This is a genomic window from Streptomyces sp. NPDC046349 (assembly GCF_055587885.1).
Genome location: NZ_JBVJFK010000005.1, coordinates 167,250 through 191,391, shown reverse-complemented (window position 1 = coordinate 191,391; position 24,142 = coordinate 167,250). Strand labels below are relative to the sequence as shown.

General features: G+C 71.3%; 22 protein-coding genes. 18 read left to right on the top strand and 4 right to left on the bottom strand.

The window, feature by feature from the left end; genetic code table 11:
- Nucleotides 1–133: 133 nt before the first annotated feature.
- From ACZ6JS_RS13880 to ACZ6JS_RS13825, 12 genes are all read left to right on the top strand, one after another.
- On the top strand, nt 134–676 hold the full coding sequence (locus tag ACZ6JS_RS13880) for a LemA family protein (protein WP_469297818.1): 543 nt from the start codon (nt 134–136) through the stop codon (nt 674–676).
- Nucleotides 677–823: 147 nt separating this feature from the next.
- Nucleotides 824–1,741 (top strand): pyridoxal 5'-phosphate synthase lyase subunit PdxS, encoded by a 918-nt coding sequence (gene pdxS, locus ACZ6JS_RS13875; RefSeq protein WP_030656154.1) that lies wholly within the window; start codon nt 824–826, stop codon nt 1,739–1,741.
- A 7-nt stretch (nt 1,742–1,748) separates the two neighbouring features.
- Entirely contained in the window at nt 1,749–2,342 is a 594-nt protein-coding gene (gene pdxT, locus ACZ6JS_RS13870) for a pyridoxal 5'-phosphate synthase glutaminase subunit PdxT (RefSeq protein WP_359121414.1), read from the top strand.
- A 57-nt stretch (nt 2,343–2,399) separates the two neighbouring features.
- Entirely contained in the window at nt 2,400–3,152 is a 753-nt protein-coding gene (locus tag ACZ6JS_RS13865) for a YebC/PmpR family DNA-binding transcriptional regulator (RefSeq protein ID WP_030841646.1), read from the top strand.
- A 171-nt stretch (nt 3,153–3,323) separates the two neighbouring features.
- Nucleotides 3,324–3,863, top strand: a complete 540-nt coding sequence (gene ruvC / locus ACZ6JS_RS13860; protein WP_328740370.1) for a crossover junction endodeoxyribonuclease RuvC — start codon at nt 3,324–3,326, stop codon at nt 3,861–3,863.
- The gene (gene ruvA, locus ACZ6JS_RS13855; RefSeq protein WP_469297817.1) at nt 3,860–4,483 is read left to right on the top strand and encodes a Holliday junction branch migration protein RuvA; all 624 of its coding nucleotides are present in this window, start codon (nt 3,860–3,862) and stop codon (nt 4,481–4,483) included. Before ruvC ends, ruvA begins: the two co-directional genes overlap by 4 nt.
- Before the next feature lie 270 nt (nt 4,484–4,753).
- Nucleotides 4,754–5,827 carry a Holliday junction branch migration DNA helicase RuvB gene (gene ruvB / locus ACZ6JS_RS13850; protein WP_469297816.1) on the top strand — a complete coding sequence of 358 codons (1,074 nt, stop codon included), beginning with the start codon at nt 4,754–4,756 and terminating at the stop codon, nt 5,825–5,827.
- A gap of 165 nt (nt 5,828–5,992) precedes the next feature.
- The gene (gene yajC / locus ACZ6JS_RS13845) at nt 5,993–6,430 is read left to right on the top strand and encodes a preprotein translocase subunit YajC (protein WP_469297815.1); all 438 of its coding nucleotides are present in this window, start codon (nt 5,993–5,995) and stop codon (nt 6,428–6,430) included.
- Between the two features lie 153 nt (nt 6,431–6,583).
- Nucleotides 6,584–8,362, top strand: a complete 1,779-nt coding sequence (secD, locus tag ACZ6JS_RS13840) for a protein translocase subunit SecD (RefSeq protein WP_469297814.1) — start codon at nt 6,584–6,586, stop codon at nt 8,360–8,362.
- A 3-nt stretch (nt 8,363–8,365) separates the two neighbouring features.
- Nucleotides 8,366–9,424: a protein translocase subunit SecF gene (gene secF / locus ACZ6JS_RS13835; RefSeq protein ID WP_469297813.1), complete on the top strand. Its 1,059-nt coding sequence runs from the start codon at nt 8,366–8,368 to the stop codon at nt 9,422–9,424.
- Nucleotides 9,421–9,975, top strand: coding sequence for an adenine phosphoribosyltransferase (locus tag ACZ6JS_RS13830; RefSeq protein WP_469297812.1), 555 nt, complete (start codon nt 9,421–9,423; stop codon nt 9,973–9,975). The genes secF and ACZ6JS_RS13830 overlap by 4 nt, the downstream gene beginning before the upstream one ends.
- A 191-nt stretch (nt 9,976–10,166) precedes the next feature.
- Nucleotides 10,167–12,608 carry a RelA/SpoT family protein gene (locus ACZ6JS_RS13825; RefSeq protein WP_469297811.1) on the top strand — a complete coding sequence of 814 codons (2,442 nt, stop codon included), beginning with the start codon at nt 10,167–10,169 and terminating at the stop codon, nt 12,606–12,608.
- Between the two features lie 66 nt (nt 12,609–12,674).
- On the opposite strand, the gene ACZ6JS_RS13820 is transcribed toward ACZ6JS_RS13825, so the two are convergent.
- Together ACZ6JS_RS13820 and ACZ6JS_RS13815 are read right to left on the bottom strand one after the other, a co-directional pair.
- Nucleotides 12,675–13,904, bottom strand: a complete 1,230-nt coding sequence (locus ACZ6JS_RS13820) for a DUF349 domain-containing protein (protein WP_469297810.1) — start codon at nt 13,902–13,904, stop codon at nt 12,675–12,677.
- A gap of 188 nt (nt 13,905–14,092) precedes the next feature.
- Nucleotides 14,093–14,878 (bottom strand): peptidylprolyl isomerase, encoded by a 786-nt coding sequence (locus ACZ6JS_RS13815; RefSeq protein ID WP_469297809.1) that lies wholly within the window; start codon nt 14,876–14,878, stop codon nt 14,093–14,095.
- Nucleotides 14,879–15,031: 153 nt separating this feature from the next.
- Here ACZ6JS_RS13815 and ACZ6JS_RS13810 point away from each other — a divergent pair, with 153 nt between their 5' ends.
- The 5 genes from ACZ6JS_RS13810 to ACZ6JS_RS13790 all read left to right on the top strand — a co-directional run bounded on the left by ACZ6JS_RS13810 (nt 15,032) and on the right by ACZ6JS_RS13790 (nt 20,118).
- Nucleotides 15,032–15,745: an MBL fold metallo-hydrolase gene (locus ACZ6JS_RS13810; protein ID WP_469297808.1), complete on the top strand. Its 714-nt coding sequence runs from the start codon at nt 15,032–15,034 to the stop codon at nt 15,743–15,745.
- Nucleotides 15,746–15,755: 10 nt separating this feature from the next.
- Nucleotides 15,756–17,018, top strand: coding sequence for a histidine--tRNA ligase (gene hisS, locus ACZ6JS_RS13805; protein ID WP_469297807.1), 1,263 nt, complete (start codon nt 15,756–15,758; stop codon nt 17,016–17,018).
- 116 nt (nt 17,019–17,134) lie between these two features.
- Entirely contained in the window at nt 17,135–17,752 is a 618-nt protein-coding gene (locus ACZ6JS_RS13800; protein WP_469297806.1) for a vitamin K epoxide reductase family protein, read from the top strand.
- A 41-nt stretch (nt 17,753–17,793) separates the two neighbouring features.
- On the top strand, nt 17,794–19,152 hold the full coding sequence (locus ACZ6JS_RS13795) for a replication-associated recombination protein A (protein WP_469297805.1): 1,359 nt from the start codon (nt 17,794–17,796) through the stop codon (nt 19,150–19,152).
- Between the two features lie 60 nt (nt 19,153–19,212).
- Nucleotides 19,213–20,118 (top strand): DUF2199 domain-containing protein, encoded by a 906-nt coding sequence (locus tag ACZ6JS_RS13790; protein WP_469297804.1) that lies wholly within the window; start codon nt 19,213–19,215, stop codon nt 20,116–20,118.
- An 89-nt stretch (nt 20,119–20,207) separates the two neighbouring features.
- Here the strand turns inward: ACZ6JS_RS13790 and ACZ6JS_RS13785 are convergent, their stop codons facing one another.
- Nucleotides 20,208–21,119 (bottom strand): DUF2470 domain-containing protein, encoded by a 912-nt coding sequence (locus ACZ6JS_RS13785; protein ID WP_469297803.1) that lies wholly within the window; start codon nt 21,117–21,119, stop codon nt 20,208–20,210.
- A gap of 55 nt (nt 21,120–21,174) precedes the next feature.
- Here ACZ6JS_RS13785 and rpsD point away from each other — a divergent pair, with 55 nt between their 5' ends.
- Entirely contained in the window at nt 21,175–21,786 is a 612-nt protein-coding gene (gene rpsD / locus ACZ6JS_RS13780; RefSeq protein ID WP_030026606.1) for a 30S ribosomal protein S4, read from the top strand.
- A 98-nt stretch (nt 21,787–21,884) separates the two neighbouring features.
- Here rpsD and ACZ6JS_RS13775 read toward each other — a convergent pair whose 3' ends face one another.
- Nucleotides 21,885–24,125, bottom strand: a complete 2,241-nt coding sequence (locus tag ACZ6JS_RS13775) for an ATP-binding protein (protein WP_469297802.1) — start codon at nt 24,123–24,125, stop codon at nt 21,885–21,887.
- Nucleotides 24,126–24,142 lie beyond the last annotated feature (17 nt).

The following is a 24,142-nucleotide window of genomic DNA, read 5'->3' as shown; positions in this document are numbered from 1 at the left end:
CGGCCTGCGGCCGGTACGGCGCCAAGTGCCTCGTCCTCCCGGGTCGTCGGTGATCATGCACTCGGCGGCCCGCGTCGGGCCCGGCCGAGCCCGATGGGGGCCGGGCGCCCCCCGAGCGGTAGGGTCGCGCAGCGTGATCGAAACCCTTGTCTGGATCGCCCTGGCCCTGGCAGCCATCGGCGTCTACCTCAGCTGGACCGCCGGCCGGCTGGACCGCCTGCACACGCGGATGGACGCCGCGCGCGCCGCGCTCGACGCGCAGCTCGTCCGGCGCGCCTCCGTGGTCCTGGAGGTGGCCACCTCCGGGGCCCTCGACCCCGCCTCCTCGCTGGTGCTGTACGAGGCCGCGCACGCCGCCCGGCAGGCCGAGGAGGACCACCGCGAGGTCGCCGAGAGCGAGCTGAGCCAGGCGCTGCGGGCGGTCTTCGCCGACGCCGACCAGGTCGAGGTGCTGAAGGCCGCTCCCGGCGGGGCGCAGGCCACCGAGGAACTGGCGGCGGCCGTCCGCCGGGTGCCGATGGCCCGCCGGTTCCTCAACGACGCCGTACGGGCCGCCCGCGCGCTGCGCCGCCACCGCAAGGTCCGCTGGTTCCGGCTGGCCGGACACGCACCGTTCCCGCTGGCCTTCGAAATGGACGATGAGCCGCCGGCAGACCTCGCGGACCGGCCGACCTGACTCGGCAAGGGGCTTTCCAGGGCCACGGGGGACAAATGAAAGAGCCACTGGCTCCATATTGGCCCTTGTAGTGGACTGATCCCCTGGGGTTTCCTCATTCGAGTAGTACGCGCAGTACCCCGTCTTCCTTTCGAGTGAGGTCAATCCGTGAGCACGCTTCCCACCTCCCCCCAGTCCGCCGAGTCGGCGATCGGCACCTCCCGCGTCAAGCGCGGCATGGCCGAGCAGCTCAAGGGCGGCGTGATCATGGACGTGGTCAACGCCGAGCAGGCGAAGATCGCCGAGGACGCCGGCGCCGTGGCCGTCATGGCCCTGGAGCGGGTCCCGGCCGACATCCGCAAGGACGGCGGCGTCGCGCGCATGTCCGACCCCAACATGATCGAAGAGATCATCGAGGCCGTGTCCATCCCCGTGATGGCCAAGTCCCGCATCGGCCACTTCGTCGAGGCTCAGGTCCTGCAGTCCCTCGGGGTCGACTACATCGACGAGTCCGAGGTCCTGACCCCGGCCGACGAGGTCAACCACTCCGACAAGTGGGCGTTCACCACCCCCTTCGTCTGTGGCGCCACCAACCTCGGCGAGGCCCTGCGCCGCATCGCCGAGGGCGCGGCCATGATCCGCTCGAAGGGCGAGGCCGGCACCGGCAACGTCGTCGAGGCCGTCCGCCACCTGCGCCAGATCAAGAACGAGATCGCCAAGCTGCGCGGCTTCGACAACAACGAGCTGTACGCCGCGGCCAAGGAGCTGCGCGCCCCGTACGAGCTCGTCAAGGAGGTCGCCGAGCTCGGCAAGCTCCCCGTCGTGCTGTTCTCCGCCGGTGGCGTCGCCACCCCGGCCGACGCCGCCCTGATGCGCCAGCTCGGCGCCGAGGGCGTCTTCGTCGGCTCCGGCATCTTCAAGTCGGGCGACCCGGCCAAGCGCGCCGCCGCCATCGTGAAGGCCACCACCTTCTTCGACGACCCGAAGATCATCGCGGACGCCTCCCGCAACCTGGGCGAGGCCATGGTCGGCATCAACTGCGACACCCTCCCCGAGGCCGAGCGCTACGCCAACCGCGGCTGGTAGTCCCGACATGACGAACACCCCCGTGATCGGTGTCCTGGCCCTCCAGGGCGACGTACGGGAGCACCTGATCGCCCTGGCCGCGGCGGACGCCGTGGCCAGGCCGGTCCGGCGCCCCGAGGAGCTCGCCGAGGTCGACGCGCTGGTGATCCCCGGCGGCGAGTCCACGACGATGTCGAAGCTCGCCGTGCTCTTCGGCATGCTGGAGCCGCTGCGCGAGCGCGTGGCCGCCGGCATGCCCGTGTACGGCACCTGCGCCGGCATGATCATGCTCGCGGACAAGCTCCTGGACGGCCGTGAGGACCAGGAGACGCTGGGCGGCATCGACATGATCGTGCGCCGCAACGCCTTCGGCCGTCAGAACGAGTCCTTCGAGGCGAAGATCGACTTCGCGGGCATCGAGGGCGGCCCGGTGGAAGGCGTCTTCATCCGCGCCCCGTGGGTCGAGTCCGTCGGCGCCGCCGCCGAGGTGCTCGCCACCTACGACGGCCACACGGTCGCCGTGCGCCAGGGCAACGTCCTGGCGACCTCGTTCCACCCCGAACTGACCGGCGACGACCGCGTCCACGCCTACTTCGTCGAGATGGTGCGCGCGGGTCTGTGACGAGCTCCCGGTAGGATCGGAGACGAACACTGTTGGTTACGCGAAGGAGACAGGCGGATGTCCGGCCACTCTAAATGGGCTACGACGAAGCACAAGAAGGCCGTGATCGATGCCAAGCGCGGCAAGCTCTTCGCGAAGCTGATCAAGAACATCGAGGTCGCGGCGCGCATGGGCGGCGCCGACATCGACGGCAACCCGACGCTCTTCGACGCGGTCCAGAAGGCCAAGAAGCAGTCGGTCCCGAACAAGAACATCGACTCCGCGGTCAAGCGCGGCGGCGGCCTCGAGGCCGGCGGCGCCGACTACGAGACGATCATGTACGAGGGCTACGGTCCGAACGGTGTCGCCGTGCTCATCGAGTGCCTCACCGACAACCGCAACCGTGCCGCGTCCGACGTCCGCGTCGCCATGACCCGCAACGGCGGTTCGATGGCCGACCCGGGCTCGGTCTCGTACCTGTTCAACCGCAAGGGCGTCATCATCCTGCCCAAGGCCGAGCTCTCCGAGGACGACGTGCTCGGCGCGGTGCTCGAGGCCGGTGCCGAAGAGGTCAACGACAACGGCGACACCTTCGAGATCATCAGCGAGGCCACCGACCTGGTCGCGGTCCGCACCGCGCTCCAGGACGCCGGCATCGACTACGACTCGGCGGACTCCAGCTTCGTCCCGACCATGCAGGTCGAGCTCGACGAAGAGGGCGCCCGCAAGATCTTCAAGCTGATCGACGCGCTCGAGGACAGCGACGACGTCCAGAACGTCTTCGCCAACTTCGACGTCTCCGACGAGGTCATGGAGAAGGTCGACGCGTAACGCCCGGCGCGAGCCGAGCGGATCCGGCGGGCCGGTGGGACACGTCCCACCGGCCCGCCGTCGTTGTCAGTGGCAGCGGATAGCCTGGCGGCGTCGGCGGTCTGCGCCGGCGCCCCGCAGTCCGTCAGGCCCGCGGAGGCGGCACGGTCATGCGGTGAAGAGGGGTGGGCGGTGCGCGTACTGGGCGTGGACCCGGGGCTGACGCGATGCGGGGTCGGCGTCGTCGAAGGCGTCGCGGGGCGCCCCCTCACCATGCTCGGGGTGGGGGTCGTACGCACGCCCGCCGACGCGGAGTTGGGCCACCGCCTCGTCGCAGTCGAGCAGGGCATCGAGGAGTGGCTCGACACGCACCGGCCCGAAGTCGTCGCAGTGGAGCGGGTCTTCAGCCAGCACAACGTCAGCACCGTGATGGGCACCGCCCAGGCGAGCGCGGTCGCGATGCTCTGTGCCGCCCGCCGCGGTATACCGGTCGCCCTGCACACCCCCAGCGAGGTCAAGGCCGCCGTCACCGGCAGCGGCCGGGCCGACAAGGCCCAGGTCGGCGCGATGGTCACCCGGCTGCTGCGGCTGGCGGAGCCGCCCAAGCCCGCCGACGCGGCCGACGCACTCGCCCTCGCCATCTGCCACATCTGGCGGGCCCCCGCCCAGAACCGCCTTCAGCAGGCGGTCGCCCAGCACGCCCAGCACGCCCCGAAAGGCCGTACCCGATGATCGCCTTCGTCAACGGCGCGGTCGCCGCGCTCACCCCCACCATTGCCGTGATCGAGGTCGGGGGAGTGGGCATGGCCGTGCACTGCACGCCGAACACCATCGCCGGCCTGCGGACCGGTGAGCAGGCCAGGCTTGCGACCTCCCTGGTCGTTCGGGAGGACTCGCTCACCCTGTACGGCTTCGCCGACGACGACGAGCGCCAGGTGTTCGAGCTCCTGCAGACCGCGAGCGGTGTCGGACCCCGGGTGGCGCAGGCGATGCTCGGCGTGCACAGCCCGGACGCCCTGCGGGTGGCGTTCGCCTCCGGCGACGCGAAGGCGCTGACGGCGGTGCCGGGCATCGGTCCGAAGGGCGCGCAGAAGCTGCTGCTGGAGCTCAAGGGCAAGCTGGGCGCCCCCGCCCCGGTCGTAGGTGCCCAGCGCGCGGTCGCATCGGCGCCCGCGCCCTGGACCGAGCAGCTCACGGCCGCACTGATCGGCCTCGGCTACGCGTCCCGGGAGGCCGAGGAGGCCGTGGTGACGGTGACCCCGCAGGCGGAGGCCGCCATCGCCTCCGGCGGCCCGGCCCCCGTGCCCCAGCTGCTGCGGGCTGCCCTCCAGTCCCTGAACCGCGCCCGCTGACCGGCTCGACGCCGCGATGGCCGCTCCCCGCCCCTGCGCCGTTCCCCGGGGCTCTGACAGGACCCGTTTTGGACGCTTCGCCCCGGTGCGCCCCCACGCCGCGGGGGCTGGAACTGCCCGGCAGCGGCATCATCCAGCCCCGCCGGCGACCGAGGCGAGGGGTCCGGGGCGGGCCCCGGGAAACGGAGAAGGGCGGGGCCGGGAGCAGCCCGCGCGCAGCCATGGCCCCCGCACAGACCACCGCACAGACGCAGAAGGCAGACTGACACCGTGAACTGGGACGACGAGACCGACACCACCGAGCCGGACCGGCTGGTAGCGGCGGCAGCCGACGGTGAGGACACCGCGGTCGAGGCCGCCCTGCGCCCCAAGGACCTCGGGGAGTTCGTCGGCCAGGAGAAGGTCCGCCAGCAGCTGGACCTGGTCCTGAAAGCGGCCAAGCAGCGCGGGGCGACCGCGGACCACGTCCTGTTGTCCGGCGCGCCCGGCCTCGGCAAGACAACCCTCTCCATGATCATCGCTGCCGAGATGGGGGCACCGATCCGGATCACCTCCGGCCCCGCCATCCAGCACGCCGGCGACCTCGCCGCGATCCTCTCCTCCCTCCAGGAGGGCGAGGTCCTCTTCCTCGACGAGATCCACCGCATGTCCCGGCCCGCCGAGGAGATGCTCTACATGGCCATGGAGGACTTCCGCGTCGACGTGATCGTCGGCAAGGGGCCCGGGGCCACCGCGATCCCGCTGGAACTGCCGCCCTTCACCCTGGTCGGCGCCACCACCCGGGCCGGGTTGCTGCCCCCGCCGCTGCGGGACCGTTTCGGCTTCACCGGCCACATGGAGTTCTACGCCCCCGAGGAGCTGGAGCGCGTCGTCCACCGCTCCGCCCGCCTCCTCGACGTCGAGATCGACACCGCCGGCGCGGCCGAGATCGCCGGGCGCTCCCGCGGCACCCCGCGCATCGCGAACCGCCTGCTGCGCCGGGTGCGCGACTACGCCCAGGTCCGGGCGGACGGGGTGATCAACCGGGAGGTGGCCGCCACCGCCCTCCAGGTGTACGAGGTGGACGCCCGCGGCCTCGACCGACTGGATCGAGCCGTTCTGGAGGCACTCCTGAAGCTGTTCGGCGGCGGACCCGTGGGCCTGTCCACCCTCGCCGTGGCCGTGGGGGAGGAGCGGGAGACCGTGGAGGAGGTGGCGGAACCCTTCCTGGTCCGCGAGGGCCTGCTTGCGCGCACCCCCAGGGGACGGGTCGCGACCCCCGCCGCCTGGGCTCACCTGGGCCTTGTCGCACCGCAGCACGGCGGAAGTGGATCAACGGGGCAACAGGGCTTGTTCGGGGCCTGACGGCGCGGAGGTTCGCCCGGTCGGGAACGCCGGTGCCATGCTGGGCGTTGTTCCATCGGTGCGGACTCGCCTAGACTCCGCCGATGCCGACCCTTCGGGTCGGTGTGCCCACCCCCGTAGAAAAGGCCGCCGTCCGCGTGCGGTCGTGCGAAGGATTTCCGTCCCGTGAATCTCGTGACACTCCTCCCGTTCATCGTGCTCATCGGGGCGATGTTCCTGATGACCCGCTCCGCGAAGAAGAAGCAGCAGCAGGCCGCGCAGATGCGCGACCAGATGACGCCCGGCACCGGCGTCCGCACCATCGGCGGCATGTACGCCACGGTGAAGGAGATCGGTGACGACACGGTCACCCTCGAGGTGGCTCCCGGCGTCCACGCGATCTACGCGAAGAACGCCATCGGCGCCGTACTGGAGGACGCGGAGTACAACCGCATCGTCCACGGCATCGACGACGTGACGACCGACACGCCCGTCGTGCCGGACGACGCCTCTTCCCTCACCGAGGACGAGAAGCCGAAGCTGGACCTGGGCAAGAAGGACGAGCCCAAGGGCGACGACAAGCCCGAGGACGGCAAGGCCGACGGCGAGGCCGGCGCGAAGTAGCGCGCGGCCGGGGACCGTGCGGGCGCCCGACCGGCGGTCGGCGCGGTCCCCGTCAGTGACACTTCTGCGGGGGGCAGGGGTCCCCACCACACATTTCGTGGCCGTCCGCGCGCTGACCCGGCGCGGGGCGGTTGGACAGGGAGAAACGACAAGGTGGCAGCACCGAAGAAGGGCCGGCGGCCCACGGGGGCTCAGGGGAGGCCGGGGCGCGCCCTGGCGATCATCCTGATCGCGATGGTGGCGCTCACCGCGGGGATGTTCATCTCCAAGCAGACGACTCCCCGGCTGGGCATCGACCTCGCCGGCGGCACGAGCATCACGCTCAAGGCCAAGAGCGAGCCCGGCAAAGAGAACGCCGTCAACGAGACCAACATGAACACGGCGGTCGGCATCATCGAGCGCCGCGTCAACGGACTCGGCGTCTCCGAGGCCGAGGTCCAGACGCAGGGCCGCGACCACATCATCGTGAACATCCCCAAGGGGATGAACGAGAAGCAGGCGCGAGAGCAGGTCGGCACCACCGCCCAGCTCTACTTCCGCCCGGTCATCGCGTTCGCGGACGGCGCCCCCGCCGCTCCCGAGGGCGCCCAGAGCCCGAGCCCCTCCGCGAGCGGCTCCGGCGCCCCCAAGGCCCAGGACGGCACCAAGACCAGCCCGTCCGCCACCCCGTCGTCCAGCGCCACTTCCCAGGGCCGCGCCCTCAGCGAGGGCCTCAAGGCCCCGAACGCGCCCACTCCCACGCCGTCGGCGAGCGAGTCGAAGAAGGCAGACGACAAGGCGGCCCCGTCGCCGTCCGCGAGCGCCCCCGCGCCCGACCCGGCCGCCGCCGACCTCCAGGCCAAGTTCGCCGCGCTCGACTGCACGAACGAGGGGCAGCGGGCCACCGTTGGCCAGGGCGTCAAGCCCACCGACCCGACGCTCGCCTGCGGCCAGCGCGGCGAGCAGTGGGGCAAGTGGATCCTGGGCCCGGCCGCGGTCGAGGGCAAGGACGTGAAGAGCGCCAAGGGCGAGATCGACCCGCAGTCGGGTCAGTGGATCGTCACGATGAACTTCAACGACCACGGCGCCGACGCCTTCGCGAAGGTCACCGGCGAGCTGGCGGCCAAGCAGATGCCGCAGAACCAGTTCGCGATCGTCCTCGACGGCGACGTCATCTCTGACCCGTCCGTCAGCACCGCGATCACCGGCGGCAACGCACAGATCTCCGGTGGCTTCAACCAGCAGTCCGCGCAGGACCTGGGCAACATGCTGTCGTACGGCGCCCTGCCGCTGTCCTTCCAGGAGGACAGCGTCACCACCGTCACCGCCGCGCTCGGCGGCGAGCAGCTGCGCGCCGGCCTGATCGCCGGTGCGATCGGCCTCCTCCTCGTGGTCGTCTACCTGCTGGTCTACTACCGCGGCCTGGCCTTCATCGCGATCGTCAGCCTCCTGGTCTCCGCGATCCTGACCTACACGATCATGGCGCTCCTCGGCAAGGGCATCGGCTTCGCCCTGAACCTGCCGGCCGTCTGCGGTGCGATCGTCGCCATCGGTATCACCGCGGACTCGTTCATCGTGTACTTCGAGCGCATCCGCGACGAGATCCGTGAGGGCCGAACGCTGCGCCCGGCCGTCGAGCGCGCCTGGCCGCGTGCCCGCCGCACGATCCTGGTCTCCGACTTCGTGTCGTTCCTCGCCGCCGCGGTGCTGTTCATCGTCACCGTCGGCAAGGTGCAGGGCTTCGCCTTCACCCTGGGTCTGACCACCCTGCTCGACGTTGTCGTGGTGTTCCTCTTCACCAAGCCCGTCATGACGCTGCTGGCGCGCACGAAGTTCTTCTCCAGCGGTCACCCGTGGTCCGGGCTGGACCCGAAGCGGCTGGGCGCCAAGCCCCCGCTGCGCAGCTCCCGGCGTACCGCCGCACCCGCCCCCGTCGAAGCAAAGGAGGCGTGAGAGATGTCGAAGCTGGGAGATCTCGGCGCCAAGCTGTACCGCGGTGAGGTCGGCTACGACTTCGTCGGCAAGCGCTTTCTCTGGTACGGCGTTTCCATCCTGATCACCATCACGGCGATCGTGGCCCTGGCCGTACAGGGCCTCAACATGGGCATCGAGTTCAAGGGCGGAGCGGTCTTCACCACCCCGAAGACGGCCGTCTCGGTCACGAAGGTGACGGAGGCCGCGGAAGAGGCCTCCGGCCACGACGCGATCGTCCAGGAACTCGGCACCGGCGGCATGCGCATCCAGATCTCCGGTCTGGACACGGCCGCCGCCGCCGACGTGAAGAAGGAGCTGGCGGCCGACCTCAAGGTCACCGAGGCCGACATCAACGCCGACCTGGTCGGCCCCAGCTGGGGCGAGCAGATCGCGAACAAGGCCTGGACCGGCCTCGGCGTCTTCATGGTCCTCGTGGTGATCTACCTCGCCATCGCCTTCGAGTGGCGCATGGCCGTCGCCGCGCTGATCGCCCTGATCCACGACCTCACCATCACCGTCGGCGTGTACGCGCTCGTCGGCTTCGAGGTGACGCCGGGCACCGTCATCGGTCTGCTGACCATCCTCGGTTACTCCCTCTACGACACCGTCGTCGTCTTCGACGGTCTCAAGGAGGGCTCGAAGGACATCACCAAGCAGACCCGCTACACCTTCAGCGAGATCGCCAACCGCAGCATCAACGGCACGCTGGTCCGCTCGATCAACACCACCGTCGTGGCGCTGCTCCCGGTCGCGGCCCTGCTGTTCATCGGCGGCGGCTTCCTGGGCGCCGGCATGCTGAACGACATCTCGCTGTCGCTGTTCGTCGGCCTCGCGGCCGGTGCGTACTCCTCGATCTTCATCGCGACCCCGCTGGTCGTCGACCTCAAGGAGCGCGAGCCGGCGATGAAGGCGCTGAAGAAGCGGGTGCTCGCCAAGCGCGCGTCCGCGGCGGCCAAGGGCGAGTCCCCGGACGAGGTCGAGGGCTCCGACGGCGAGCCGCAGGTCGTGTCGCAGGGCCGCCAGCCGGGACGGCGACGTTGACCGCACGGCTGTCCGACGACGTACGGGCCCTCCTGCTCAGGCGGATCAAGGACGTGGCGGACTACCCGCAGCCGGGCGTGATGTTCAAGGACATCACCCCGCTGCTGGCGGACCCCGAGGCGTTCGGCGCACTGACCGGCGCGCTCGTGGAGCTGGCAGGGCAGTACGGCGCGACGAAGATCGTCGGACTGGAGGCGCGCGGTTTCATCCTCGCGGCCCCGGTGGCGGTGCAGGCCGGGATCGGCTTCGTGCCGGTCCGCAAGGCCGGCAAGCTGCCGGGCGCGACCCTCGCGCAGTCCTACGAGCTGGAGTACGGCACGGCGGAGATCGAGGTCCACGCCGAGGACCTGGCGGCCGGTGACCGGGTCATGGTCATCGACGACGTCCTGGCCACCGGTGGTACGGCGGAGGCCTCGCTCTCACTGATCCGGCGGGCCGGGGCCGAGGTCGCCGGCGTGGCGGTCCTGATGGAGCTGTCGTTCCTCCCGGGCCGGGCCAAGCTGGCCGGGGCCCTGGCGGGGGCTCCCCTGGACGCGCTGATCGTGGTCTGACCGCGCCCACCCTTACGTGACGGCGGGCATCCGGAATCTCCCGGGTGCCCGCCGTTCGCGTGCGCGGGCCGTTGCGGCAGGCTCGGCGAACGGGGTGACCCAACCCTCGCTACGATGGGTTATCCGGACCGGACACGGGCACCGGACCCACCCCCTGACTCCGTCCGGGGGGACCCCCGTGAGGAGCGCTCTTGCCAGACGAGGTCCAGCCAATCTCCGCCGCGCAGCCCGAGCAGGCCACGGCGGCCGCCGCCACGCCCCCGCCGGCGCCGCCGGTCAAGCCCGCCCCGGCCAAGCCGGCGCCGGCCAAGCCCGCGCCGGCGAAGTCGGCCGCGTCCTCCAACCGGGTGCGCGCCCGCCTGGCCCGCCTCGGCGTGCAGCGTTCGAACCCGTACAACCCGGTACTGGAGCCGCTGCTCCGCATAGTCCGCAGCAACGACCCGAAGATCGAGACGTCGACGCTGCGCCAGCTCGAGCAGGCCTACCAGGTGGCCGAGCGCTGGCACAGGGGCCAGAAGCGCAAGAGCGGCGACCCGTACATCACCCACCCGCTCGCGGTCACGACCATCCTCGCCGAGCTCGGCATGGACCCGGCCACCCTCATGGCCGGCCTGCTGCACGACACCGTCGAGGACACCGAGTACGGCCTGGAGGACCTGCGCCGCGACTTCGGCGACGCCGTGGCGCTGCTCGTCGACGGCGTCACCAAGCTCGACCGGGTCAAGTTCGGCGAGGCGGCCCAGGCCGAGACCGTCCGCAAGATGGTCGTGGCCATGGCGAAGGACCCGCGCGTCCTGGTCATCAAGCTCGCCGACCGGCTCCACAACATGCGCACGATGCGCTACCTCAAGCGGGAGAAGCAGGAGAAGAAGGCCCGCGAGACCCTCGAGATCTACGCCCCGCTGGCGCACCGGCTGGGCATGAACACGATCAAGTGGGAGCTGGAGGACCTCTCCTTCGCGATCCTCTACCCCAAGATGTACGACGAGATCGTGCGCCTGGTCGCCGAGCGCGCCCCCAAGCGCGACGAGTACCTCGCCCTCGTCACCGACGAGGTCCAGGTGGACCTCAGAGCCGCCCGGATCAAGGCCACCGTGACGGGCCGCCCGAAGCACTACTACAGCGTCTACCAGAAGATGATCGTCCGCGGCCGTGACTTCGCGGAGATCTACGACCTGGTGGGCATCCGTGTCCTCGTCGACACCGTCCGGGACTGCTACGCGGCCCTCGGCACGGTCCACGCGCGGTGGAACCCGGTCCCGGGCCGGTTCAAGGACTACATCGCGATGCCCAAGTTCAACATGTACCAGTCGCTTCACACGACGGTCATCGGGCCCAGCGGCAAGCCCGTCGAACTGCAGATCCGCACCTTCGACATGCACCGCCGCGCCGAGTACGGCATCGCCGCGCACTGGAAGTACAAGCAGCAGACCGTGGCGGGCACCTCCAAGGTCCGCACCGACGTCCCCCAGGCGGCCAAGGGCAGCGCCGGCCAGGACACCGTCAACGACATGGCCTGGCTGCGCCAGCTGCTGGACTGGCAGAAGGAGACCGAGGACCCGGGCGAGTTCCTCGACTCGCTGCGCTTCGACCTCTCGCGCAACGAGGTCTTCGTCTTCACCCCCAAGGGCGACGTCATCGCGCTGCCCGCCGGAGCCACCCCGGTGGACTTCGCGTACGCCGTCCACACGGAGGTGGGCCACCGCACGATAGGGGCCCGGGTCAACGGCCGCCTGGTCCCCCTGGAGTCGACGCTGGACAACGGCGACCTGGTCGAGGTCTTCACCTCGAAGGCCGAGGGCGCCGGACCGTCCCGCGACTGGCTGGGCTTCGTCAAGTCCCCCCGGGCCCGGAACAAGATCCGGGGCTGGTTCTCCAAGGAGCGCCGCGACGAGGCCATCGAGCACGGCAAGGACGCCATCGCGCGGGCCATGCGCAAGCAGAACCTGCCCATCCAGCGCATCCTGACCGGCGACTCGCTCGTGACCCTCGCGCACGAGATGCGCTACCCGGACATCTCCTCCCTGTACGCGGCCATCGGCGAGGGCCACGTGGCCGCGCAGGGCGTCGTGCAGAAGCTGGTGGCGGCCCTCGGCGGCGAGGAGGCGGCCAACGAGGACATCGAGGAATCGATCCCGCCCGCGCGGGCCCGCAGCAAGCGGCGCAGCAACGCCGACCCCGGCGTCGTGGTCAAGGGCGTCGACGACGTGTGGGTCAAGCTCGCCCGCTGCTGCACCCCGGTGCCGGGCGACCCGATCATCGGGTTCGTCACGCGCGGCAGTGGCGTATCGGTTCACCGTGCCGACTGTGTCAACGTCGACTCCCTCTCCCAGCAGCCCGAGCGGATGCTGGAGGTCGAGTGGGCCCCCACCCAGTCCTCGGTCTTCCTGGTCGCCATCCAGGTCGAGGCACTGGACCGGTCCCGGCTGCTGTCGGACGTCACCCGGGTCCTCTCCGACCAGCACGTCAACATCCTGTCGGCGGCCGTCCAGACCTCCCGCGACCGCGTGGCCACCTCGCGCTTCACCTTCGAGATGGGCGACCCCAAGCACCTGGGGCACGTCCTGAAGGCCGTCCGGGGCGTGGAGGGCGTCTACGACGTCTACCGCGTCACCTCGGCCCGCCGGCCGTAGCAGCACAGCGCGAGGGCCCCGGCACGGAAGATCCGTACCGGGGCCCTCGCCGTGCCGGCGGCCGACTCAGCCGCCGAACTCCTCCAGGCCCTTCAGCGCCTGGTCCAGCAGGGCCTGGCGGCCCTCCAGCTCACGCGCCAGCTTGTCGGCCTTCGCGTTGTTGCCCGCGGCGCGCGCCGCGTCGATCTGCTCGCGCAGCTTGTCGACCGCCGCCTGGAGCTGACCCGTCAGGCCGGCCGCACGGGCCCGAGCCTCCGGGTTCGTACGGCGCCACTCGCCCTCCTCGGCCTCCTGGATCGCCCGCTCCACCGCGTGCATCCGGCCCTCGACCTTCGGCCGGGCGTCGCGCGGCACGTGGCCGATGCCCTCCCAGCGCTCGTTGAGGGAGCGGAACGCGGCACGGGCCGCCTTCAGGTCCGTCACGGGGACGAGCTTCTCGGCCTCGTCGGCCAGCTCCTCCTTGAGCTTCAGGTTCTCGATCTGCTCGGCGTCACGCTCCGCGAACACCTCGCTCCGGGCCGCGAAGAACACGTCCTGCGCACCGCGGAAACGGTTCCACAGGTCGTCCTCGGCCTCGCGCTGCGCCCGGCCCGCCGCCTTCCAGTCCGCCATCAGCTCGCGGTAGCGGGCGGCCGTCGGACCCCAGTCGGTCGACTTCGACAGCGACTCGGCCTCCGAGACCAGCCTCTCCTTGACCTTGCGGGCGTCCTCGCGCTGCGCGTCCAGCGAGGCGAAGTGCGCCTTGCGGCGCTTGGAGAAGGCGGAACGGGCGTGGGAGAAGCGGTGCCACAGCTCGTCGTCCGACTTGCGGTCCAGGCGCGGCAGGCCCTTCCAGATGTCCACCAGGGCGCGCAGCCGCTCACCGGCGCTGCGCCACTGGTCGCTCTGCGCCAGCTGCTCCGCCTCGGCAACCAGCGCGTCCTTGGCCGCCCGGGCCTCGTCCGCCTGCTTGGCCTTGGCGGCCTTGCGCTCCTCGCGCCGGGACTCCACGGTCTCGACCAGCTTGTCCAGCCGCACGCGCAGGGCGTCCAGGTCGCCCACGGCGTGGTGCTCGTCGACCTGCGTACGCAGGTGGTCGATCGCCGTCTGGGCGTCCTTGGCGGACAGATCAGTGGTCCGCACCCGCTTTTCGAGGAGGCCGATCTCGACCACCAGGCCCTCGTACTTGCGCTCGAAGTAGGCCAGGGCCTCCTCGGGGGTGCCCGCCTGCCACGAACCGACGACCTTCTCGCCATCGGAAGTACGCACGTACACGGTGCCCGTCTCGTCGACTCGGCCCCACGGGTCGCTGCTCACAGCGCCTCCTCCACCTGATGCCTGCGAGGGGTTCACCCCCTGGGCATCGTCCACAGTTTCCTGGGGCGGGCAGCGCCCGCCCTGCACAACGCCAACATAGGCGACCGCCGGGCCGGCTGTCCGCATCCCGCACGACGCAATATCGGCGTACGGGAGGGGGCCGGCCGGGCCCGGGGTCGCGTCACCCGTCAGTTCTGGGTGACCGTGCCCTTCTCGATCTTGACCTCGTTCTTCGGCGCACCGTCCTGGCCGCCGTCGGCCGTGCCGGCCTTGGCGATCTCCTCCAGGACCTTCAGGCCGGCAGCGTCGATCTTGCCGAACGGCGTGTAGGTCGGCGTCAGCGGGCTGTCCTTGTAGACCAGGAAGAACTGGCTGCCGCCCGAGCCGGGCTGGCCGGTGTTGGCCATCGCCACCGTGCCGGCCGGGTAGATCACCTGGCCCTGCTCGTTCGCCTTGCCCAGCGACTCCAGGTTCTCGTCCGGGATGGTGTAGCCGGGGCCGCCGCGACCGGTGCCCTCGGGGTCGCCGCACTGGAGCACGAAGATCCCGCCCGCCGTCAGGCGGTGGCACTTGGTGTTGTCGAAGTAGCCCTTGTCGGCGAGCGCCTTGAAGGAGTTGACGGTCTGCGGGGTCTTCGCGGCGTCCATCGCGAAGTTGATGTCGCCGGCGCTGGTCTTCAGCGCGAAGGTGTACTTCCCCTTCTGGTCGATCGCCATCTCCGGCGAAGGCGACTGCTTCGGCTCCGGCGGCGTCGCCGAGGCCGACGGGTCCGCCGCCGTGTCCTTCGGGTCCTTGTCCGAGTCGAAGACGCCGCCCACGATCAGGCCGACCAGCGTCGCGATCACCACGGCCACCGCCGCGCCGATCACCGCCGCCCGCTGGCGGCTCTTCTTCCGGGCCTCGGCGCGGCGCTTCTGCTGGCGCTCGTACTTCTCCCTGGCGAGCTGTCGCCGCCGCTGATCGCTCGTGACCACCGGGTCGTCTCCTTGTACGTGTCTGATACTGCTGTCCGGGCTGGGATAGGCCGTACCGTATATGGGTTCGCTGTGTAACGAGCGGCGCCGGTAGGCTCTGAGCAGCAGGATTGACACCTGCACCCTCCCGCCGGACGACGATTGAGGACGAACGTGCTGATTGCCGGGTTCCCCGCAGGCGCCTGGGGCACCAACTGCTACGTGGTCGCCCCCGCCGCCGGCGAGGAGTGCGTCATCATCGACCCGGGCCACCAGGCCGCCCAGGGCGTCGAGGAGACGCTGAGGAAGCACCGGCTCAAGCCCGTCGCGGTCGTCCTGACCCACGGCCACATCGATCATGTGGCCTCGGTGGTCCCGGTGTGCGGAGCACACGACGTACCGGCCTGGATCCACCCCGAGGACCGCTACATGATGAGCGACCCGGAGAAGGCCCTCGGCCGCTCCATCGGGATGCCCCTCATGGGCGAGCTCACCGTGGGGGAGCCGGACGACGTCCGTGAGCTGGCCGACGGCGCCGCCCTGAAATTGGCCGGAATGGACTTCTCCGTGGCGCACGCGCCGGGCCATACCAAGGGGTCGGTGACCTTCCGGATGCCCGAACTGGCCGACATCCCGCCGGTCTTCTTCTCGGGCGACCTGCTCTTCGCCGGCTCCATCGGACGAACCGACCTGCCGGGCGGCTCCCACGCCGAGATGCTCGATTCGCTGGCCCGCGTGTGCCTGCCGCTCGACGACTCGACCGTGGTGCTGTCCGGCCACGGTCCCCAGACCACCATCGGCCGCGAGCGCGCGACCAACCCGTACCTGCGGGAGGTCGCCGCCGGCCTGGCAGCGGACCCGACGGCCGCTCCACGACGAGGAATGTGACGAGAGTTTCGTGGCTACTTTCAAGGCCCCCAAGGGCACGTACGACCTGATCCCGCCGGTTTCCGTGAAGTACCTGGCGGTACGCGAGGCCATCTCCGCGCCCCTGCGCAACTCCGGCTACGGCTACATCGAGACCCCCGGCTTCGAGGACGTCGGCCTCTTCGCCCGCGGCGTGGGCGAGTCCACCGACATCGTCTCCAAGGAGATGTACGCCTTCGAGACCAAGGGCGGCGACCAGCTGGCCCTGCGGCCCGAGGGCACGGCTTCCGTGCTGCGCGCGGCCCTGGAGGCCAGCCTGCACAAGCAGGGCAACCTGCCGGTCAAGCTGTGGTACTCCGGCTCCTACTACCGCTACGAACGGCCGCAGAAGGGACGCTACCGCCACTTCTCGCAGGTCGGCGCCGAGGCCATCGGCGCCGAGGACCCGGCGCTGGACGCCGAGCTGATCATCCTGGCCGACCAGGCCTACCGCTCGCTCGGCCTGCGCAACTTCCGGATCCTGCTGAACTCGCTCGGCGACAAGGAGTGCCGCCCGGTGTACCGGGAGGCGCTGCAGGGCTTCCTGCGCGGCCTCGACCTCGACGAGGAGACCGTCCGCCGCGCCGAGATCAATCCGCTGCGCGTCCTCGACGACAAGCGGCCCGACGTGCAGAAGCAGCTCGTCGGCGCGCCGGTGCTGCGCGACTACCTGTGCGACGCGTGCAAGGCGTACCACGAGGAGGTGCGGGCGCTGATCACGGCGGCCGGGGTCGCCTTCGAGGACGACGAGAAGCTGGTGCGCGGGCTCGACTACTACACCCGCACGACCTTCGAATTCGTGCACGACGGGCTGGGCTCGCAGTCCGCGGTGGGCGGTGGCGGCCGCTACGACGGCCTGTCCGAGATGATCGGCGGACCGGCACTGCCGTCGGTGGGCTGGGCGCTGGGCGTGGACCGCACGGTCCTGGCCCTGGAGGCCGAGGGCGTCGAACTCGACATCCCGGCGTCCACGTCGGTGTTCGCCGTCGCGCTGGGCGAGGAGGCCCGCCGGGTGCTCTTCGGCAAGGTCACCGAGCTCCGCAAGGCCGGTGTCGCGGCCGACTTCTCGTTCGGAGGCAAGGGCCTCAAGGGCGCGATGAAGGACGCGAACCGCAGCGGTGCCCGCTTCGCGGTCGTCGCGGGAGAGCGCGACCTCGCCGAGGGCTTGGTCCAGCTCAAGGACATGGAGTCCGGGGAGCAGTCCCCGGTGGCCCTTGCCGAGCTGATCGACACGGTCAGGGACCGCCTCGCCTGACTTCGGCGGGAGGCTTCAGGACGGGGCCGGGGATCCTTCTCCGGCCCCGTTCGTTCACAGGCTCGTACGGCACAATGGCCCGTGCTTGATCACCTTGCAGATGTGGAGCGGGCGGTATGACGACACGAAGCACGGACGCGGACACCGCCGGGAGGACGACCTCCGGGGCCAGCCGGGCGCTGGCCGTGCTGCTGGTGATCACGGGGGCCGCGGGCCTGCTCGCCGCCTGGGTGATCACGATCGACAAGTTCAAGCTGCTGGAGGACCCGAACTTCACTCCGGGCTGCAGCCTCAACCCGGTCGTCTCCTGCGGCAACATCATGAAGAGCGACCAGGCGGCCGTATTCGGCTTCCCGAACCCCATGCTGGGCCTGGTCGCCTACGGCATGGTGATCTGCGTCGGCATGAGCATCCTGGCCGGCGCCCGGTTCCGCGCCTGGTACTGGCTCACCTTCAACGCCGGCACGCTGTTCGGCGTCGTCTTCTGCGCCTGGCTCACCTACCAGTCGCTCTACAACATCAACGCGCTGTGCCTGTGGTGCTGCCTGGCCTGGGTCGCCACGATCCTGATGTTCTGGTACGTCACCTCGCACAACGTCCGCGCGGGCCTGCTGCCGGCGCCGGGCTGGCTCAAGAGCTTCTTCGAGGAGTTCACCTGGGTGCTGCCGGCACTGCACATCGGGATCATCGGGATGCTGATCCTGACCCGCTGGTGGGACTTCTGGACCTCCTGACGGCGGCCGGCCCTGTCGGTGGACTCGCTTAGGCTTCCCATGTGGAACCAGACCTGTTCACCGCCGCCGCCGAAGAGCGCCAGGAGAAGGACCCCGCGAGCTCTCCGCTCGCCGTCCGGATGCGCCCGCGCACCCTGGACGAGGTCGTCGGCCAGCAGCATCTGCTGAAGCCCGGATCACCGCTGCGCCGGCTGGTCGGGGAAGGGGCCGGCGGCCCGGCCGGCGCGTCCTCGGTGATCCTCTGGGGCCCGCCCGGCATCGGGAAGACGACCCTGGCCTACGTGGTCAGCCAGGCCACGCAGAAGCGCTTCGTGGAACTCTCCGCCATCACGGCGGGCGTCAAGGAGGTACGGGCCGTCATCGAGGGCGCGCGCCGCGCGGCCGGAGGCTACGGGAAGGAAACCGTCCTCTTCCTGGACGAGATCCACCGCTTCAGCAAGGCACAGCAGGACTCGTTGCTGCCCGCCGTCGAGAACCGCTGGGTGACGCTGATCGCGGCCACCACGGAGAACCCGTACTTCTCGATCATCTCCCCGCTCCTGTCGCGCTCGCTGCTGCTCACGCTGGAACCCCTGACCGACGAGGACCTGAGTGCGCTGATGCGGCGCGCGCTCACGGAGGAGCGGGGCCTGGCCGGGGCGGTGACCCTGCCCGAGGACGCCGAGGCGCACCTGCTGAGGATCGCCGGCGGTGACGCCCGCCGGGCGCTGACCGCGCTGGAGGCGGGGGCCGGCTCGGCCATCGCCAAGGGTGAGGACGAGATCACCCTGCAGACGCTGGAGGAAGCGGTCGACCGGGCGGCTGTCCGCTACGACCGGGACGGCGACCAGCACTACGACGTGGCGAGCGCGCTCATCAAGTCGATCCGCGGCTCCGACGTGGACGCCGCGCTGCACTACCTCGCCCGGATGATCGAGGCCGGCGAGGACCCCCGGTTCATCGCGCGCCGCCTGATGATCTCCGCGAGCGAGGACATCGGCCTGGCGGATCCCACGGCCCTGCCGATCGCGGTGGCCGCGGCCCAGGCGGTGGCGATGATCGGCTTCCCGGAGGCTGCGCTGACCCTCTCGCACGCCACGATCGCCCTGGCCCTCGCCCCGAAGTCGAACACCGCCACCACCGCCATCGGCGCCGCGCTGGCCGACGTACGGGCGGGCCTGGCGGGCTCCGTCCCGGCGCACCTGCGGGACGGGCACTACAAGGGCGCGGCGAAGCTCGGGCACGCCGTGGGGTACGTGTACCCGCACGACGTGCCGGGGGCCATCGCGGCCCAGCAGTACGCCCCGGACGAGATCCACGGGAAGCGGTACTACGAGCCGACCCGCTACGGCGCCGAAGCGCGCTACGCGGACGTCGTGGAGAAGGTCCGCGAGCGCCTGCGCGGCACCGAGCGCGGCTGAGGCGTAGCGGGCGAGGGCGTCGGATCCGGCCCGATCGGCGACACCCCCTAGGCTGCCCGGGTGACGACACACCTCCCCACCTGCGCCTGCTGCGGCGACGCGCTCGCCGACGAGCGCCGCATCGACTTCGGCTTCGAGCTGCCCGACGCCGCCCTCGGGGCGCCCGAGGAGGCCGTTCACCGGCTCGGGAACCGCGCCCTGCTCCGGGTGGACGGGGTGGGCGGTTTCATCCGCTGCCTGCTGCCCGTCCGGCTGACCCACGACACCGGGCTGGTCCTCGGAGCCTGGGTGGAGGTGGACGACGACACCCTGCGGCGCGCCCACGAGCTGTGGGAGCGGCCCGGATACGCGGACCTGTCCGTGGAGGGCACCTTCGCCAACCGGATCCAGCCCTGGGGAGACGACCTGCTCGGCGCCCCGGTCACCGCGAAGGTCGCCGACCCGGAGGAGCTGCCCCACGTCGTCGACGTGCGCCACCCGGTGGCCTCCCGGATCCTGACGCGGACCTGGGACCGCGACCACGTCCTCAGCCGCTTCCCGTACCCGCTGCCGGTGGACGTGCGCACCGACCTCGGCGGCCGCTGGTCGGTCCTGCGCACGGCCGGTCTCAGCGCCGCCTTCGCCGACGGGGCGGACCACTTCACGGCCGAGGACCGCAGCGCCTCCGTCAGCCTGATGCGGGACGACGTCCCCGGCCGCGCCCCCGCGGACTTCCTCACGGCGCTGCTGTCCGGCGCCCCCGACAGCCGGCCCGCGCAGCGCGCACGGGAACCGCTGGGCGGGGGAGTGCGGTACGCGTTCTGGCTGACCCCGCAGGACAACGGCCGGCCGCGGCACGAGTTCTACGGGATGGCCGTCGCCCCCGGGATCGCCGCCGGACTCTTCTGCTCCTACGAGGACCCCGCCGACCTGGACTGGGCCCAACGCATCTGGCGCTCGCTCGACCACGCCGTGAACACCCTCTAGCCGCGCCCGCGGGGAGCGGCCGGGACGGATCCGTGCCGGGAGCCTGGGCCGCGGTACCCCCGAACCCGCGGGATGCCGGCCGCCTGCCCTCAGTGAGCGGCGGCCGAGAAGAGGGTGCGCATCGCCCGGCGCAGGCCGCAGATGTCCGCGACAGGCTCCGGGAAGTCGAAGCGGGCGTCGAAGGAACCGCCGCAGGCGCCGCCGGTGAAGCGGACGCGCAGGCCCGCGCGGTCCAGGGCGAGCGGGACGGCGGTCATGCCCCGCACGCCGCGATCACCGAGCAGGCCGCACAGCTCGCCGATCCGCTCGCCGTGGGAGGAGTGCAGGTGCTGGAGCAGCTCAGCCTCGTGCGGCGACACCGGGTCGGGCTCCGCGGCGGCCAGCTCTTCGGGGTCCACGTGCTCGGCGCCCCACAGGTCGTCCACCGTGATCTCGCCGACCTCCAGGCGCAGCATCATCCAGGCAGGGCGCCCCGCGTGGGGGGCGCCCTGGGACTCGCCCAGGCCCAGCAGCTCGCCCACCGGGTGCCGCTCGGCGAGGAGCGCGGCGCACAGGGCGCGGTCGTCCCCGCGCACCGGCGTCAGCCACCCCGCCAGCCACGCACGGCCTCGGATACGATGTGGGACGGACACCGGCGCCACATCCGTGATCTCGATCACGGCGGTGAGGTCGTCGTCCTGGGCGTGAGCGGCTGCCCTGGCAGCCGCGGATTCCCCGGAAAGAAGGAGAATCACGTCCCCGTCCGGGGTGACGGTCCGTGCGACCGGCATCCCTGCCCCGAACTCCTCGGGCCCGTGACTGTCACGAGCATCGATCAGGGTGAGGGATACTGAGGCGTTGGACTCTACGAGGGTTCGTACGCGTTCGGCTCCGGTGAGCTGCCGAACGCCTTCCCTGGGACGCGGCTGACCTTGCTTATCGTCGGCGCAAGCGGATTCTGTTTCGTCTGAATCCGAACTGCGTTGCGCACTGGGCAGGGGGATCCCATGTGGTCGAGACATTACGTCCTCCTCGCTAAGGTAAGCCTCACCTAACTTACATGGAGGTAGGTTCCCCGTGAACCAGAAGCGACCCAAGGTCAAGAAGTCTCGCGCCCTCGGCATCGCCCTGACGCCGAAGGCCGTCAAGTACTTCGAGGCCCGCCCCTACCCGCCGGGCGAGCACGGCCGTGGCCGCAAGCAGAACTCGGACTACAAGGTCCGTCTGCTGGAGAAGCAGCGTCTGCGCGCTCAGTACGACATCTCCGAGCGCCAGATGGCCCGCGCGTACGACCGCGCCAAGAAGGCCGAGGGCAAGACGGGCGAGGCGCTGGTCGTCGAGCTCGAGCGTCGTCTCGACGCCCTGGTCCTGCGTTCGGGCATCGCCCGCACGATCTACCAGGCCCGCCAGATGGTCGTTCACGGCCACATCGAGGTCAACGGCGCCAAGGTCGACAAGCCGTCGTTCCGTGTCCGCCCGGACGACGTCATCACCGTGCGCGAGCGCAGCCGCGAGAAGGTTCCGTTCCAGGTCGCCCGTGAGGGTGGCTACGCAGGCGAGGGCGAGACCCCGCGCTACCTGCAGGTCAACCTGAAGGCCCTGGCCTTCCGCCTGGACCGCGACCCGAACCGCAAGGAAATCCCGGTCATCTGCGACGAGCAGCTCGTCGTCGAGTACTACGCCCGCTGATCTTCCGGCAGGCGTAGCCCTCACAGGCTGGTGGAAGCCCGCCGTCCCCTCCATGGGGCGGCGGGCTTTCCGCTGCCCGGGGTGGGAGGGCGGTTGCGCTACGGCTGGTCCGCCGGCGCCGTGCTGCGCGAGACCCGCGGGCCCGGCACCCCGCCCCGGCCCGCCGGCCGCGGCGCCCGCGCCGCCCCCCGCAATGCCCGCACCACCAGTGCCTCCCGGGACAGCTCCCGCCCCTCGGCCGCGTACGCCGCGTAGCGCTCGGCGCCCAGCACCTCGCCCGCCCGCTGCGTGCACATCAGCCGCGGGGCGTTGAAGTACCCCGAGCCGAACAACTGCAGCCCCACCCCGCCCCACATCGGCTCCGCCGCACCCTGGAGCACCGCGGCCTCGGCCGGATCGCCCTGCACGACCGTGACCAGCGCGAGCAGCTCCAGCGCGAGGACCAGCCCCACCAGGTCGTTGAACGTGTGGTTGATCTCCACGCACTCGGTCAGCAGCCGCCGGGCCTCCTGCGCGCCACCCGCGTCCAGAGCCGCGTAGGCCAGCACGTAGAGGGCGTACGCCTTCGTCCAGCGCTCGCCGCGCTCCTCGCAGATCTCCCGGACCTCCCCGCACAGCGCGAGCGCACCCGGCAGGTCCCCGAGGAACGCCAGCGCCATCCCCAGCTCGACCTGGCACATCAGTACGTTGCTGTTCAGCTCCCCGGCCGCCCGGTACTCCTCCAGCGCCTCGCCCAGCAGCTCCCGGGCCCGCGCCATGTCGTCCGACACGAGGGCCAGGCAGCCCAGGCGGTGCACCGCGTACGCCGCCGCCACCCGGTTCCCGCTGCGTGCCGCCCCGTCCCGGCACTCGTACAGGGCGCACATCGAGGCCGTCGCGTCGCCCTGGAGGGCCGCGACGTAACCCAGCACCCACAGGGCCTTCAGCCGAGAGCTGTCGTACTCCGCCACCTGCCGTTCCGGGGCGTCCAGGGTCCGGTCCAGCCAGTGCCGGCCCTCCGTCAGGCGCCCGCAGCCCGCCCAGTAGAACCACAGGGTGCCGGCCAGGTACCGGCCCAGGTGCAGCTCGTCGGGCTCGTCCAGGCAGCACTCCAGGGCGAGCCGCAGGTTCGGCAGCTCCGCCTCCACCAGCGCGGCCACCTCGTGCTGGCGGGGGCTGAACCAGTCCAGCTCGCACCAGGTCGCCAGCCCCATGTACCAGTCCCGGTGCCGCCGTCGCAGCCGCACCGCGTCACCCAGGGAATCCAGCCAGCCCGCCCCGTACAGCCGTACGGTCTCCAGCATCCGGAAGCGCACCCCGGCGGCCGTCTCCTCCCGGACCAGCAGGGACTGGTCGAGGAGCTCGCCCACCAGGTCCAGCACGCCCTCCACCGGCATGTCGGGTCCGGCGCACACGTACTCGGCGGCTTCCAGGTCGAACTGTCCCGCGAACACCGACAGCCGCGCCCACAGCAGCCGCTCCGCGGGAGTGCACAGCTCATGGCTCCAGCCGATGGCCGTCCGCAGCGCCCGGTGCCGCGGGAGCCCCGCGCGCGCACCACCCCTCAGCAGCCCGAAGCGGTCCTCCAGCCGGGCCAGCACCTGGGCCGGGGACAGCGTCCTCAGCCGGACCGCCGCCAGCTCCAGGGCGAGCGGAATCCTGTCGAGGCGCGCGCACACCTCCGCCAGCCCGTCACGGTTGGCCCCGGTCACCGCGAACTCAGGGTCCGCGGCGGACGCCCGCGCCGCCAGCAGCGCCAGCGCCTCCTCAGGGACCGGCGGGGCCAGCGGGAACGTCCGCTCCCCGTCCACGCCCAGCGGGCGCCGGCCCGCTGCGAGCACGCGCAGGCCGGGGCAGCGCCGCAGCAGCTCCCGTACCAGCCCGGCGGTCTCGTCCACCAGCTGCTCGAAGCCGTCCACGACCAGCAGCAGCCGCTTGTCGGCCAGGTGGTCGGCCAGTACGGCCCGGGGCGGCCTGGTGGTGTGGTCGGTCAGCCCGAGCGCCTCGGAAAGGGCCGGCTCCAACAGCGCCGGATCCCGTACGCAGGCCAGCTCGGCCAGCCAGACGCCGTCGCAGTAGCGTTCCTGCCCCGGCGCATGCGCCGCCTGTGCTTCGTCTGCCTCCTGCGCCCCTCGCGCCGCCGACCCTTCCTGGGCCTCCCCCGCCCCCTCGGCGGCCGAGCGGGCCGCCGCGAGGACCAGGCGGGACTTGCCGACCCCGCCCACGCCGGTCACCGTCACCAGCCGTGAGACCTCCAGCAGGCTCCCCAGCTCGGCGAGTTCGGCACCCCGCCCGATGAACCCGCTCAGCTCCGAGGGAAGATTGCCCCGGGCCGGATGTCGAAGGGGTCTCTGTCGCATGGGACACGGAGCGTACT